This window comes from Citrobacter sp. MGH105, from assembly GCF_001037485.2.
In the GTDB taxonomy this organism is placed as follows: Bacteria; Pseudomonadota; Gammaproteobacteria; order Enterobacterales; family Enterobacteriaceae; genus Citrobacter; species Citrobacter portucalensis.
In genome coordinates this window covers 3325687-3339334 of the sequence record NZ_CP073048.1, presented here as the reverse complement: position 1 = coordinate 3339334, position 13648 = coordinate 3325687, and the positions used below count along the sequence as shown (strand labels likewise).

Annotated in this window: 22 protein-coding genes; 11 read left to right on the top strand and 11 right to left on the bottom strand. The window is 49.9% G+C overall.

Going from position 1 to position 13648, the window contains the following annotated elements:
* Window positions 1-174 precede the first annotated feature (174 nt).
* The 11 genes from SK35_RS16265 to SK35_RS16220 all read right to left on the bottom strand — a co-directional run bounded on the left by SK35_RS16265 (window position 175) and on the right by SK35_RS16220 (window position 5211).
* A complete protein-coding gene (locus SK35_RS16265) occupies window positions 175-1464 on the bottom strand; it encodes a tyrosine-type recombinase/integrase (RefSeq protein WP_048214561.1) in 1290 nt (429 codons plus the stop codon).
* Between the two features lie 44 nt (window positions 1465-1508).
* Complete coding sequence (locus SK35_RS16260) at window positions 1509-1766, bottom strand: excisionase family protein (RefSeq protein WP_048214560.1); 258 nt, start codon at window positions 1764-1766, stop codon at window positions 1509-1511.
* A complete protein-coding gene (locus tag SK35_RS16255) occupies window positions 1750-2121 on the bottom strand; it encodes a hypothetical protein (RefSeq protein ID WP_048214559.1) in 372 nt (123 codons plus the stop codon). The genes SK35_RS16260 and SK35_RS16255 overlap by 17 nt, the downstream gene beginning before the upstream one ends.
* A gap of 100 nt (window positions 2122-2221) precedes the next feature.
* Window positions 2222-2446, bottom strand: coding sequence for a hypothetical protein (locus tag SK35_RS16250; RefSeq protein WP_048214558.1), 225 nt, complete (start codon window positions 2444-2446; stop codon window positions 2222-2224).
* Window positions 2443-2664: a ParE family toxin-like protein gene (locus SK35_RS26910; RefSeq protein ID WP_075551207.1), complete on the bottom strand. Its 222-nt coding sequence runs from the start codon at window positions 2662-2664 to the stop codon at window positions 2443-2445. The genes SK35_RS16250 and SK35_RS26910 overlap by 4 nt, the downstream gene beginning before the upstream one ends.
* Window positions 2636-2848: a hypothetical protein gene (locus SK35_RS16245; protein ID WP_048214557.1), complete on the bottom strand. Its 213-nt coding sequence runs from the start codon at window positions 2846-2848 to the stop codon at window positions 2636-2638. The genes SK35_RS26910 and SK35_RS16245 overlap by 29 nt, the downstream gene beginning before the upstream one ends.
* Window positions 2841-3203: a hypothetical protein gene (locus tag SK35_RS16240; protein ID WP_048214556.1), complete on the bottom strand. Its 363-nt coding sequence runs from the start codon at window positions 3201-3203 to the stop codon at window positions 2841-2843. The genes SK35_RS16245 and SK35_RS16240 overlap by 8 nt, the downstream gene beginning before the upstream one ends.
* 291 nt (window positions 3204-3494) lie before the next feature.
* Entirely contained in the window at window positions 3495-3881 is a 387-nt protein-coding gene (locus SK35_RS16235; protein ID WP_048214554.1) for a S24 family peptidase, read from the bottom strand.
* Window positions 3882-3941: 60 nt separating this feature from the next.
* On the bottom strand, window positions 3942-4160 hold the full coding sequence (locus SK35_RS16230) for a hypothetical protein (RefSeq protein WP_048214553.1): 219 nt from the start codon (window positions 4158-4160) through the stop codon (window positions 3942-3944).
* Window positions 4157-4372 (bottom strand): hypothetical protein, encoded by a 216-nt coding sequence (locus SK35_RS16225; protein ID WP_047343663.1) that lies wholly within the window; start codon window positions 4370-4372, stop codon window positions 4157-4159. The genes SK35_RS16230 and SK35_RS16225 overlap by 4 nt, the downstream gene beginning before the upstream one ends.
* A 170-nt stretch (window positions 4373-4542) precedes the next feature.
* Complete coding sequence (locus SK35_RS16220) at window positions 4543-5211, bottom strand: LexA family protein (RefSeq protein WP_048214552.1); 669 nt, start codon at window positions 5209-5211, stop codon at window positions 4543-4545.
* A 98-nt stretch (window positions 5212-5309) separates the two neighbouring features.
* On the opposite strand from SK35_RS16220, the gene SK35_RS16215 reads away from it, so the two are divergent.
* The 11 genes from SK35_RS16215 (at window position 5310) to SK35_RS16170 (ending at window position 13634) form a co-directional block, all read left to right on the top strand.
* Window positions 5310-5534: a helix-turn-helix transcriptional regulator gene (locus tag SK35_RS16215; protein ID WP_032625779.1), complete on the top strand. Its 225-nt coding sequence runs from the start codon at window positions 5310-5312 to the stop codon at window positions 5532-5534.
* Window positions 5506-5808 carry a hypothetical protein gene (locus SK35_RS26905; protein ID WP_048214551.1) on the top strand — a complete coding sequence of 101 codons (303 nt, stop codon included), beginning with the start codon at window positions 5506-5508 and terminating at the stop codon, window positions 5806-5808. Before SK35_RS16215 ends, SK35_RS26905 begins: the two co-directional genes overlap by 29 nt.
* Window positions 5809-6236: 428 nt before the next feature.
* A complete protein-coding gene (locus tag SK35_RS16210) occupies window positions 6237-7853 on the top strand; it encodes a DEAD/DEAH box helicase (protein ID WP_048214550.1) in 1617 nt (538 codons plus the stop codon).
* Window positions 7850-8818: a toprim domain-containing protein gene (locus tag SK35_RS16205; RefSeq protein WP_048214549.1), complete on the top strand. Its 969-nt coding sequence runs from the start codon at window positions 7850-7852 to the stop codon at window positions 8816-8818. The genes SK35_RS16210 and SK35_RS16205 overlap by 4 nt, the downstream gene beginning before the upstream one ends.
* Window positions 8818-9678 (top strand): hypothetical protein, encoded by an 861-nt coding sequence (locus tag SK35_RS16200; protein ID WP_048214548.1) that lies wholly within the window; start codon window positions 8818-8820, stop codon window positions 9676-9678. The genes SK35_RS16205 and SK35_RS16200 overlap by 1 nt, the downstream gene beginning before the upstream one ends.
* On the top strand, window positions 9675-10478 hold the full coding sequence (locus SK35_RS16195; protein ID WP_048214547.1) for an antitermination protein Q: 804 nt from the start codon (window positions 9675-9677) through the stop codon (window positions 10476-10478). The genes SK35_RS16200 and SK35_RS16195 overlap by 4 nt, the downstream gene beginning before the upstream one ends.
* Window positions 10479-10609: 131 nt before the next feature.
* Complete coding sequence (locus tag SK35_RS16190) at window positions 10610-11161, top strand: hypothetical protein (protein WP_048214546.1); 552 nt, start codon at window positions 10610-10612, stop codon at window positions 11159-11161.
* Window positions 11155-12096 carry a hypothetical protein gene (locus tag SK35_RS16185; protein WP_048214545.1) on the top strand — a complete coding sequence of 314 codons (942 nt, stop codon included), beginning with the start codon at window positions 11155-11157 and terminating at the stop codon, window positions 12094-12096. Before SK35_RS16190 ends, SK35_RS16185 begins: the two co-directional genes overlap by 7 nt.
* On the top strand, window positions 12002-12616 hold the full coding sequence (locus tag SK35_RS16180) for a methyltransferase domain-containing protein (protein ID WP_048214544.1): 615 nt from the start codon (window positions 12002-12004) through the stop codon (window positions 12614-12616). The genes SK35_RS16185 and SK35_RS16180 overlap by 95 nt, the downstream gene beginning before the upstream one ends.
* A gap of 74 nt (window positions 12617-12690) precedes the next feature.
* The gene (locus tag SK35_RS16175) at window positions 12691-13023 is read left to right on the top strand and encodes a phage holin, lambda family (protein WP_021241738.1); all 333 of its coding nucleotides are present in this window, start codon (window positions 12691-12693) and stop codon (window positions 13021-13023) included.
* The gene (locus SK35_RS16170; protein WP_048214543.1) at window positions 13020-13634 is read left to right on the top strand and encodes a glycoside hydrolase family 19 protein; all 615 of its coding nucleotides are present in this window, start codon (window positions 13020-13022) and stop codon (window positions 13632-13634) included. Before SK35_RS16175 ends, SK35_RS16170 begins: the two co-directional genes overlap by 4 nt.
* The last annotated feature ends 14 nt before the right edge of the window (window positions 13635-13648 follow it).

The following is a 13648-nucleotide window of genomic DNA, read 5'->3' as shown; positions in this document are numbered from 1 at the left end:
CGGGAGCGTTTAGTACAATAAACAACTAAGAAAACCGCTGGAGTATACCCTGTTTAGCGATTTATTGAACCCCGATCACACCATAAGCTCTCTTTCTGGTCGAGGGCAATTCGTGCCACGTGTTATGAAAATGTAGCGTTATTGCTACTAACTATTTGTATATAAAGATTTTTACTATGCTGAAACCATGCTTTGGGGCAGTGATGGGGCAAAGTGTGAAAGCGCTTGGTTGAGCAGAGAAACCTGTTCGGCGCTCTTCTCTGACATCCACTTTCCATACACCTTGTAAACCATCTGTGCATCTGCATGTCCCATTTGAGTTGCTATAAAGTTTGGGTTCGCACCCGCTGACAATGACCAGCACGCATAGGTATGCCGTGACTGGTACGCGTTGCGGTAACGAATACCGGCGCGCTTGATTATCGGAGCCCAAATTTTATTAATCGAATTAACCGCGTAGTGATATCCTCTTCGTGGCCCACGTTTTACGCATTGAGGGCTGAAAACGAAAGTGCATGGATGTATGACTGACTGGCCATATTCCCGCAATTTCACTTCAACCTCATACTGCCGGCCAAGGCGCGTAAGCTGGGCCTGATTCCTCAGGGCATCAATAGCTGGTTGAATGAGATAAATCACCCTGTCAGTGCCTGCGTCTGTTTTTGGCAGGGTGAACTCATCCGTCTGGGTAAGGTTGCGCTTCACAGTAATGGTCCCGGCATGCAGATCGATATCTTCCCAGGCCAAACCGCACAACTCCCCATGCCTCATTCCTGTATAGACTGCAAGCGACCAGAGATTTCGCATCTGCTGATGGCCGCATGCCTGGATAAACCTGATGAACTCATCTGTCGTGAGTGGATCGGGCTCACCCTTCGCTTTCTTGAGGCGGTTAATTCCGCTAAACGGGTTTTCCTTTGCATAACCGTTATCTGCTCCAAACTGGAAGATTTCGGCCATTAACATCATGTAATTGTTCACGGTGGAGGACTTCCGGCCTTTTACCTGCGTCCGGTGGTCCTTCTTCATTACGTGAAAACCTGTCAGCAACTCCTTCCTTACATACAGCAAATCCTCAGTGGTCACAGCAGAAACCAACTTGTTTTCGCCAATGCGCGGAAGCATGTTTTTTATGATGGACTCATACCGACTCATGGTGTTAGTGCTGATCTCCATTCGTTTCAGATCAGACCATTTTTCGGTAAGTTCCAGCACAGTAATTTCCTTTCTATCCTGGCCGAACCGGGCAAGGTTCGGCGAGTTTGGGAATTTTTCCGCATAGTTAAAATTCCCCATCCTTATTGCAAAACAAACCGATGAACGAAGCTCACCGGCTATCTTGCGATTTTTGGCTGTGTCAGGGACACCGAGGTTTTCCCTGACACGTTTGCCTTTGTACAGAAACCAGATGCGGAGTGAACCGCCGTGGTTTTCGACGCCTGTCGGGTATGATGCATTAGCCATTAATCCCTCCTGACGTCCAGGAGCATGGATGAGTGTACTGCTTTTCATGCTTTCTGCGCACCTGGTTGATTTTTTTTCTGTGCCTCGATCCAAATGTCGATCGCTTTCCTGTTGTACATACATTCGCTCGAAGGTTTGGGATTACCGTCTGGTGAGACGTGCAGGTATTCGCGACCCAGCATCCAGGATTCTTTTCTGGCACGGGTGATGGTCCCGGGTTTAAGTCCGGTAACTGCAATCAAAACTCTCTCGCTAACCCAGTCATTCGGCACCAGAAGAACGACATCAGCACTGGTCTGCATGGATTTTCTCCATTTTATCGTTAGCCTGGCGAACGCATCGATCAAAGGTGGAAGAGGGTACTACTGTCCTAAGCTCATTAATGAGGAAATCGTTGTGCTGCTGGTGCAGTTGCATATTGCGGTCTTTTTCAAGTTGGCGAAGAACTGCCAGTCGAGCTGTGATGATACGACGCTTACCTTTTACGATCTTTAGTGCGTATTCTGCTTTTTTACGCCAAACACTCCACTCACTGCTGCTATTTGATTTAGCCAACTGATCTTCAATGCTGAGCTGAGTTTCTTCAACGATCACAAGCTGGGATAGACAGTCGTGAATTGTGTTTAGGTTTTCAGTATTGATATGCGATTTTTCCACTGTTAACCTCCGAAATTCGTCAAAAATTTGTACTCAATCAACGCCCCGAAAATAGCGGCCACTAATAACAGGCCAAACAGCATAGACAGGAGGAAAGATTTCATCGTGTCGCCTCCCGCTGAACAGTTTTGTACGCACGCAGCATGTCGCGAGATTTACCTGATAAAGCCGTCTTCATGAAGAACATCCCAGTACGGGTTGCAATGATGTCTGGTGTGCAGATCAGCGTGGCATCGACTACCCGGTTATGTTTACGGAACTCAAACACCGTACTGGTGATAACGATGTTCGCTACGGCGCCATAGTCCTGGTATTGGATTTTCATTTTCTGTCCTTCCGTTTGCTGTATCGTTCATGGCTCATAACCTCCCAGTTATGGCCGCCGTCTCGGGACAGCAGCCGCCAGCGGCGATTAACCCGCAGGCTCAGGTTCCCGGAGCCGTGCATACGGCATGGATGAATCCGCCTGGCTCTGAACTGGCGGAGTACATGTACCGCCTGCAGGTGTACCCACTCAGGAATTCGTATCGCTGTCAGGGCCATTGTCATTGCCTCCTGCTGGTGGGGTTACCGAGTAACCGGCGCGTTCAGCCATCCACAAAAAAGTCTCCAGCGATGCTGTAACCTCGCCGTTCTGAACTGGGCGCGCGTGGATAACCTTTCCGTTCTCGATCGTCAGCACGATATTTACTGGTTCGTGCGTGATAATTGGTGTCTGATCACTCATGGCTTGTCTCCGCTGTGACTGATTTTTTCTTGGCAAACTCAACCAGCTCAGAAATGAGCTCGTCGATTAATGCCTTTCCGCTTTCTGTCAGGAACTCACCGCTGCCATTCACATCTACGGCGTTGCTGTAAATTCCTCGGATGGCTTTTACACCTTCAATATTTCCGTACTCACTGAGGATCATTTTTTCGAATCGCCTCAACAGGCCGTCAATTAGTATTTCTGTTAATTCGATAGTGTTAATTCCACCCTTAGGCATATTAATGATGAGGCAGGTGCTTCCTGTTTTTCGCTGATGGCGTAATAGCGCAGATTTAAGAATTCTGTGGCGATACGTATTGATTAAATTATTCACGTCGCTTTTCCTCTGCTTCACACCAGTACAATAAATTCGCCGAAGCATTAAGAGCCATACCTAGCAAAGAATTTTTTTGATTTGTGTTTAACTCATTATTGCTTATTACTATTTCCAGAATGGTGTTGAGGTTCTCTGCCTCCAAATGAATTTCATCTATCCCAGCCGTCTTTGGGTTCCACATTTTCTATCTCCCATATGCTTTTTTTAGGTAAAGCCGCGCGATTACCTCGTAACCGCAGGACGCATAAAGGCATGCTGTTCTATATGCCGATTTATCTATAATGAAAGTCATATGAAGTGCCTCACAGCCAAAGAATCGACAACCCTTCCGTGGATACGCATGTCTTTTTGATCACCAGCATTAAGCGTGAAAGTTTGGTAATGGAGATTGTCAGAAATAATCTTTAATGCGCCGTTCGGCAATGGCTCTATTCGCTTAATGAACAGGCAGCTACGGCCGAAAACATCGCCCGTAAAAACATATATACCGGGTGTAAGAACGCGGCCTCCACAATCAACAAAAGCCACTACCTCACAGGGTTCGATAGTCGGCTGCATTGAGTCACCTTCCATCCTGCAGCTCTTAACTCTGTTTCCAAAATCATTAATATTGTCAGAGCCAAATAACATTTGAGGCGTTTTAGTTGGCTTATTAAAAGAAAGTGAAGTTTGCATTTCATTTCCTCAAGGTGAGTTTGGTCACACCATTTAAGGTGTTTTATTAATTATTGGTGTTTATAGTTGTTTAATTTCGAAGTTATTTATTTGTTCGTTTACTTCTTCTAGTGTTTTTACAACCAAAGTAATTAACGCGTGTTCTCTTATTTCTTCCTCAGAGGTCATTCTTTCAAGAAGTAGCCATAATGAAGATGAACAACAAGTTATATCGTGAGCCCAACTCATGAGCATCGAACTTGTTTCATCTTTATTGAGAACTACAGTATCAGTCATCATTGTTTGTTCTCCGGCCAGTCATGCCCGATTTCGCGATTTATAACTGAAAGATTTTTCTTTAATTGGTTAATGCAAATTTGAATGAGGGCTGCTGGCTTATAGCCAGTATCTGGATCAGATTCGGCATATTCAAGCACGTTTACCACGCGATCAATATCCATAGCTAGCTTGTGGATGGGACCATTTTCAGACACCAATTGTTGAGTGCTCATCTTCTTGCTCCGTTTGCTTGTTGATGATTAAACAATACATAACGTATTAACTATCGTCAATACAAAACGGATTAATCTGATGTATTAATTTTTATCTCTATGTTTGTTAAGGTTTTTTTTGTTTGATTCGTGACGGAGGGAATAAAAAAGCCGCTTTCGCGGCTTGTGCACTATGGCAGGTTGGTTATTTTTGCATCGACCACGACGCCGATAATACGGCAATTACCGTTTATGGGAATGATCGGATATTGAGGGTTCAACGGCTTGAGGAATCGTTGGCCAGCATCGATAACCAGTTTTTTGAAAGTGGCTTCGTTGTCTCCATCAAGCTTTGCTACAACTAATTTCCCGTTGATAGGCTCCACTTGAGGATCGACCAGTATAACCATACCTTCCGGAATGCTTAGGCCGACTGGTGATGTCATTGAATCACCTCGCACGTCCAACCAAAATGAATCCTCTGAACATTCCACAGTTGTATCGTACCAACGGTCTATAGCCCGCTTATGATATGGCTCTACAGCTTCCATCCAATCCCCTGCACTTACCCAGCTAATTACAGGGTAGCTTCCTTTCGACTCGTTAATTCCGATGAATGTCACATTGTGATCGGCTCTGGAGTCACTGACCGTTCCATCAGCATTCACCACGAAACCTGGCATTTTAAGTATGTTAAAAATCTTTGCTATGACCTCCAGGTTGGGTTCGCGTCTACCGTTCAACCAATGACCTAGCCCACCCTGGGTTATTCCTAGAGCTTCTGCTAGTTGTTCTTGAGTCATTCCGACTTCTTTCATCCTGGATTTAGCCAGGTCCTGCCATCTCTGTTTCATGTTCATGATTATTACAATCCGTATTTTTTGAACAAGTTCCATTTTGTATTATTGTTTGAAGTGTGTATAGTACGTTATGTATTATTTAGATAGGAACTATCCGAATGAGCGGAATCAAGAGCCTAAGGCTGAAAGCAAAGGTTACGCAGGGAGAATTGGCCGCATTGATTGCCAGTTCTCAGGGGGCAGTTAGCCATTACGAAACTGGTCGTCGAATCCCTGACATTGAGGTGGGTAAACGAATCGTGAGCGCTTTTAAGCAGCTCGGATATGAAACCAGTCTGGATGAGGTTTTTTCCGATGAACATACCGGAGAGCAGCTTCGATAACTCAATACTGCCGGAAACCTACTCACAAGCGGATGCCGAGTGGATTAAGCAGCAGTTATTCAGCCTGACACCCACTGCACGACAAAAAGCGCTCCAGCGTTATGCAGCTGTGTATCAAGAGACGTTCGAGGCCGAACCCGTTTCGTACCGCAAGGAGAACCGGGCAAGGCATGAAGCAAACACAAGGCTTCGCCTGTTTGTGAGAAATCAGGGCAGAGCTTTACAGGGGTATACCGCCGAACCTCCCCTGGCTGGAACGCGACAGCGCTCCTGATTGTTTCGGGTTTAAAGGTACCCGAACAAAAGCAGGCTTAAAGGTGCCTGTTCAGGTTGGCAACCAACTGACCCAACTCCTCATACGTACTAGTGAAGTGGTACGTTTTTATGGGGAAGAGGGAAAGGGGGGTAAGGGGGGGATTGGGTGCAGGGGGAGGAATAGGGTCTTTTCCAACAGGAGAGATCCATTGGTTAAGTAGATCCCTGTCTTAAGGGCGCAATTAAAAAAACGCCCGTATCAGCAAGATAGTACAAGGCGTTCAGGCGCTGAGAAACGAAAAGGGTTCTTCCTGGAAGAGTGATTTTTCAGAGGAGCTGAATCAGAAGGGAGGCTGGCAGCCTTTGGGGAGTCCACCAGCCATGTGAGGGGGAATCCATGAAAACCACATCACAAAATTATTATCTCATCAGCACGGGGGCAGCACAATGGAGCTGACGATCACGCCGAATTTTGCACAGGAACGAGCGCTAAACATGTTGCGCCGTGACTGGAAGGAAAACGACACCTTCATGGTGTACTCACCAACTGGTAGCGGTAAAACTGGTCTTGCCGCTTTCATCGTTGCCGGGTTCGTCAGCCGTGGTATGCGCGTTCTGTTTTGTGCACCGTACACCATCCTGATTGGTCAAACGGCCAATCGCTTTGTGGAGTACGGGTTACCGGGGGATGAAATCGGTTATATCTGGGCGGATCACCCGAACTACGATCCAGCCCGTAAAATTCAGATTGCCAGCGCCGACACGCTTATTCGTCGTGTTTTTCCTGAAAATATCGATCTGCTGATTATCGACGAAGCACACCTGCGTAAAAAACGCATCCTGAAGGATATCGAACGGCTGCGCGGCAAAGGCGTAAAGGTGATTGGTCTGTCGGGTACGCCTTTTTCCCCATTCTTGGGCAAATACTATGACCGACTGATTAAGCCGACCACCATCGGCGAGTTAATCCAGCGTGGCGATCTGAGTAAATACGAATTTTACGCGCCAACAAAGCCGGATCTGAAAGGCGTAAAAACCAAGTCCTCGCTTGAGTACGGCAGCGATTACAACGAAACGCAGTTGGCTGAAATCATGTGTGGCTCTACGCTGGTGGGCGATATCGTACAGAACTGGCTGGAGAATGGGCGGGATCTGCCTACTATCGCTTTCTGCGTCAATGTAGCCCACGCCAATTTCCTGACAATCCAGTTTAACCAAGCGGATGTTAACGCTGAGGTCATGACCGCCGACACTCCAGTGGATGAGCGCCAGACCATCATTCACCGCTTTGAAACCGGCGCAACGAAAATCATCGTTAGTGTGGGCGTTCTGGTGGCCGGCTTCGATAGTGATGTTCGCTGCATCATCTACGCCAGGCCAACAAAAAGCGAAATTCGCTGGCTGCAGGCACTCGGGCGTGGCCTGCGCACCGCACCGGGTAAAGAATCTTGCCTCATCTTTGATCACAGTGGCACCGTGCACCGCCTCGGTTATCCGGATTCTATTGAATATGACGATCTCCCCGGTAAGTCTGACGGCATGGATGAAAGCGCGCGCCGTGCAGCTGAGGAACGGGCCGAAAAACTCCCCCATGAATGTTCTCAATGCCACTACATGAAACCCGCTGGTGTGTACGTATGCCCGAAATGCGGACATAAGCCGCTGGGCGGTGAGGACGTCGATACTGATACCGGCCGCAAACTCAAAAAGCTGGGTAAAGACCAGCATCTGCCCACGAAGGCAGAGAAACAGGCCTGGTGGAGTCAGATCAAATTCTATCAGCGCCAGCGAGTATCGCAGGGGAAAAAGCCCGTTAGTGATGGCTGGTGCGCAAACACTTTTCGCGATCGTTTTGACGAGTGGCCTAACGGGCTGAGCGATTTCCCGATGGAGATCACACCGACCGTTTCGAATTTCATCCGGCACAAATTGATCGCTTATGCGAAAGGTCAGGAGAAGGCCAAACGTATGCAGGCGGCATCTGGTGCACCTGCGCCATCCTCCATTCGGCAAGCACAGAAAGTGATTAGCGATATCAAACAGCAGTTAGGAAAACGAGCATGAAGACGGCAGAAGCAGCAATTGGGCATTGGCCTACCATCTTTGAGCACTTCGGCCTTCCGCCGATCACTGGTAAAAACCACTTTAAAGGCGAATGTCCGGTATGTGGAGCGCGCGGCAAGCTACGTATTGACGACCGCGACGGTCGGGGGACGTGGATTTGTACCTGCGGCAGCGGTGACGGTATGAAGCTTGTCACACTGACACAGGGGAAGCCATTTAATGAGGTTTGCAGGGAAATAGACCACCTGATCGGTAATGATTTTCAGCGTGTAAAAATCCCGGTCAGCAGCAGTGCTACCAGCCTGCGTACAAAGGTTCTGAATAAGTTCGCGAAGCTGCAGCCGTTGCGTGGCACTTCTGGTGCTGCGTATCTCAACGCGCGCGGCATTTTCAGTCTGCCGCTTGAAGCGATCCGCTTCAACGATAAGCAGCGCCATGCAGGGAGGGTGTATCAGTCGCTTTATTCCCTCGCCACCGACGATAAAGGAGAACTGTGCTATCTGCACCAGACATTACTCGATGGCGCAAAAAAGGCAGATATCGGCACCAGTGCAAAGCGACAAAAATCCCTGCAGGAAGATAACTATCTTGATCACGCCCGTTCAGTGGCGATCAGGATGTTCCCGGTGGCCAGCACACTTGGTATCGCCGAAGGCATCGAAACGGCTCTGTCTGCGCACCAGATTTATAACGTAAATACCTGGGCAACCATGACGGCCAACTTCATGAAGAAATTCCGCGTTCCGGCTGGCGTTAAGCACCTCATTATTTTTGCTGACCGTGACGAGAACAGCGCTACCGGGTTGGCTGCGGCCTATGAATGCGCTCATGCCAATCTGCTGGCAAAGAATGACCTACAGCGAGTGAGCGTGTACTGGCCCGATCACGATGATTTCAACAATATGCTCATGAACGGCGATCAGGTTCGTGAGCTGGTTTTCCACAAGAAAAAGGCGGCTGCGTAATGCGTACAGATAACAACGAACATAAAGCACTATTCACCATCCCGACGGCAGCGCACAGCTCAGCCCTGGCAAACATCAAACCTCTACCTGAGCAACGGAGAATCACCGGGCATAAACAGACTGATGCCTATCTGTGGGTACTGGAGGTTATCCGCCTGAATGAACCGGCACATCTGGACGCAGCAGAAGCCGCGCTGGAGAAAATTAAAATCTCTCCAAAAGAGGCCGAGGAACGGTATTCCCGTTATCTTCTGGCGAATGGCGGCGATCCTTTCCAGGTAGCTTTCGGTACCATCGGCATGGATAACCCGGTGCGTGCTATTCAGAATGCACGGGAAAACATCAAGAAAGCTGCTGATGTGCGCGCTACGTTCGGCAGCTATGAAGCAGCGATGGAGGACGTAGAGGCCGAGCGAGTGATCAGGTCTTCCCCAAAATTTACTGATGATTACCAGTGGGGATGGACAGTAGACGAAAAGAGAGATGGAAGCATTGACGGCAGTCGTATGAATGAAATTGATGATCAGCGTCGCGCATATGTTGATGGCTATCGTGACGTTCTGCCAGAGCCTCATACACTGTCAGATGTTGTTCGTGAGTTTGTTTACTGGGACTGGCTCTACAGCGTTCGCCACACTTCAGGTCAGGAACTCGGTTACGAATTTGGTTATTCCGAGCACCATGAATCTGTGTACGACCGTGAGCGATACCTGGAAAAATTGCTGGCGACCATCAAACCTGTGACACGTGCTGAAGCTGTAGAGGTTTGCAGCTGGTTTCTGGCAAGTGGAAAGGACGAATACATGGAAGACAACGGCGCTGCGGTCATTCTTAATCTGGTTGGGGAGTGTGAACAATGAAGCTTGAGGCATCGCTAAAACACTTCAGCCCTCAGGGAATGCATATCAGCGACGACGTGAAAGGAACCTCTCCGGATCGCATCACCGGCACTGATGTTATGGCGGCCATTGGTACCACCAGCAGCCGCGCGCGGTTTGGTCTGGCTGCCTTCTTTGGTAAGACCGGGATCAGCAAAAGCGATGAGCAGCTCGCAGTTCAGGCGCTGGCGCGTCATGCGATGGAGTCGGCGCCCAGGAATGTACGTAAAGCAGCTGTAGGCGAGTTTGGCTGGTGTATGCTGGTGCTCGCACAATTCGCCTTTGCCGAATACTCCCGTTCAGCGGAAACCAGCGTGGCGTGCCACAGCTGCAGCGGCAGCGGATTAACCTCTCAGTATGAGGATGTGATCAAACATCCTGGAGTCTTCAACTCTGACGGAATGGAAATCGTACCGCCGAAAATCAAGCACGAACTGGTCAAGCGTATATGCGCGGCATGTAACGGTAAAGGTGAGTTGTTGGCCCGATGCCGTTGCGGCGGCAAAGGTGAGGTGCTCGACCGCAAAGCCACAAGCGAGCGCGGCGCGCCAGTGTTTAAAACCTGCGAGCGCTGCAGCGGAAACGGATTTTCTGGGGTGCCGTCTACTGCAGCCTATAAAGCGATACTGAAGCGAGTCCCGGATCTGCACGTCAGAACGTGGACCCGTAACTGGAAACCGTTTCTGGAGGGGCTTGTCGACGTCTGCTACAGAGAAGAACAAAAAGCAGACTCGGCGTTTCAGGACGCAACGAGCTTTCGTGATGATGTGAACAAAATTTAGCATATTAGCCACATTAAGCTTGATTTTGTCCGAACTTGTCGTGTATGCTTCAAATCGTAGGTTATTGCGCCTACACGAAATCAAACCCGCCTCCGAGCGGGTTTTTTTATGCCTAAATTTGGTCGCCGCGAATGAATACATTCATCATTTGTGCATCCGGCCCGTCTCTCGATAAATCAGATTGCGAACTGATCTCCGGATCGGGGCTACCGGTTATTGCTGTTAACTCCACCTGGCGATCCGTGCCTGATTGTGAATACATTTACGCGGGTGATCTGCGCTGGTGGGATGCAAACATCGATGTTCTGCCGTCCTCAGCCTCTCGCTGGACCTGTAATTACCGGGCTCATAAACGCTATGGGCTAAATTTGTTTGATACAGATACCCGGTGGGCCTTCAACTCCGGGCAGCGCTCTATTCTGTTTGCGGCCAGCCAGGGTGCGAAAAACATCATTCTTTTAGGTTTTGACTGCTCCATTACTGGGGGCAGTCACTGGCATGGCGATCATATCGGTCTTGATAACCCCACAGCAGAGAGCGTTACCCGATGGCGTGGGGAGTTTGCCAATACCGCCAGAGCACTGACCGGAAAGGTCAATATCATCAACAGTAGCCGCCAGACAGCGCTTAATTGCTTCCGGCGTCTTAGCCTCAATGAGGCTTTACGCGAGGTAGCATGCTAAACGTTCCTCTGTTCATTGATGGCATGCTGGGCATGGGTGACAACATCTACCAGCGTGCTTTCGTTAAACAGTTACCTGCTGGTAGTTATATCAAGACCGCCTGGCCTGAACTGTATGAAGATTTGCCTGTTCTGCCCGTACGCAGCTTTACAACGCTTCGGACGCAGCGCAAAAACGAGTTCCGGACGCAGGCCGCTTTTCACCTGCCGCCAGATATGCGCCAGACAAAGCGGATTTTCTACGGCCCGGATCATCTTCGTCGCGGTTCAATTTTTGACGCGATGCGCCAGCAATTTGGCACTGAGCCGTCGGAACTTGATTTGCCGTCTTACGGACCCGCTGAATTTACGTCTGAAAAGCCGATCGCGGTAATTCGCCCGGCAACTGTTCGCAGTGAATGGCGCAGTGATTCCCGTAATCCTGATCCGGATTACCTGCTGCAGGCTTCCAGGTTACTGAGAAAGCATTTTTGCGTAATCAGTGTGGCGGACCTGCAGGAGGGGGAGGAGTGGGCCGTTGGAGAACTTCCCGAAGCGGATCTGCGCATGCACTCCGGTCAGCTCAACTTCAAATCGCTGATGCGCCTGATTGAGCATGCCGCCGTAGTGGTTACGCCAGTGGGCTGGGCGCTTCCTGCTGCTATTGCCTATAAAACGCCGGTGTACGTTGTCGCTGGTGGGCGAGGTGGTCACAACGCCCCGGAAATCGTAACCGATCCGGCGATGGACCTTTCTCGTGTTGGCTGGGCAATTCCCGACAATTACTGCCGCTGTGAAGCATGGGATCACCACTGCGACAAGCGGATTTCAAATTTCTCCGATAAATTCGAGGCCTGGCTCCATGAAGTCGTTTTATCAGGAACTGGAAAGCGGGCTGGTATTTTTACCGGAGCTGGGGATCGGACGTTACCCCGTTCCGGCATCACGCCCGTATGACGAGCAGTATTTCGCGAAGTATCAGCAACTGGCTGACACCGAAACGGGCAGAGCTTTAACGCAATCCCGTATTGAGCTGGTGGAGCGCAATTTTCACGGCCCTGTTCTTGACGTTGGTATCGGTGCTGGTCAGTTCGTCTCTACTCGACCGGGAACGCTTGGCTATGACGTTAATCAGGCTGGTATTGCCTGGCTGAACGAGCGGGGCGCATTCGCTGACCTCTACGCCAATAAGTGGCGAGCGCTGACGATGTGGGATGTGCTGGAGCACATCGACGAGCCGGAGCTGGCGGTACAGCAGGCCAGTGAATACGTGTTCGTGTCGATCCCAATTTTCACTGATGCCGGAGACATTCTCCGCTCCCATCATTTCAGAAAGAACGAGCACATCTGGTATTTCACTGATGAAGGTATCAGGCGCTGGTTTGCAGAGCAGGGCTTCACCTGCGCAGAGCAAAACACAATCGAATGTCAGTTAGGGCGTAAAGGCGTCGCTTCGTACGCTTTCCGTCGTGTTTAGTCCCCTCTTAGCCCATTGCATTTGGGTTTATTCCAGTTTCGCACACAGCACCCGCAAACAGGCGAGGTGAACCTATGAATAGCTCTCACGGGATTTTTGAACAAACAATGAAATGGATCGCGCTATATCTGCCGTCAGTTTACGCCGGGTTATGCGCTCTGGGCATCTCCGCGCTTATCGACATACGCGCAGGGAAGCCGAAACTCTACACCGCCACTGGCGCGCTAATCTGCGGCATATTCGCGCTGGCTGTTTCCGCATTGCTGGAATACCTGGGGCTGCCTGCTAATTCAGGGGCATTCGTTGGTGCGCTCGTTGGGTTTGTTGGAGCGGACAGACTGCGTGACATGGCGCTCGCTATCGTTGCCAGACGCGCCGGAGTCGGCAGCACTGAGGAAAATAAATGAATCAATCTCAATTTCAAATGGCGGCTGGTATCAGCGCCGGGGTGGCTGCGCGCTGGTTTCAGCCAGTAGATGCGGCGATGAAAGAATTTGGCATTACAGCACCTGCGGATCAGGCCATGTTCATCGCTCAGGTAGGTCATGAGTCAGGTGGCTTTAGCGCTGTAGTTGAAAATTTAAACTACACACCATCTGCGCTGGTGGCGACCTTCGGAAAGAGGATCACACAGCAGCAAGCTGATGCGCTTGGCAGAACAACCGAACACGTAGCCCGTCAGGATGCTATCGCCAATCTGGTGTATAGCAACCGCCTGGGTAACAAAGCGCCCGGTGACGGCTGGAAATATCGCGGCAGAGGGTTAATTCAAATCACTGGCCTCGACAATTATCGCACCTGCGGGGCAGCGCTGAAGTTAGACCTCGTTACTTCACCTGAACAGCTCGAACAGGAACTTCAGGCAGCACGATCTGCCGCCTGGTTCTACACATCCAAAGGGTGCATGGCCTACGGTGCCGATATTACTCGCGTTACGCGCATCATCAACGGCGGCCTGAATGGCATTGATGACCGCAAGATCCGCTACAACAAAGCGCGGGCGGCGCTGCTGGTATGAAAATGAGTTATTGG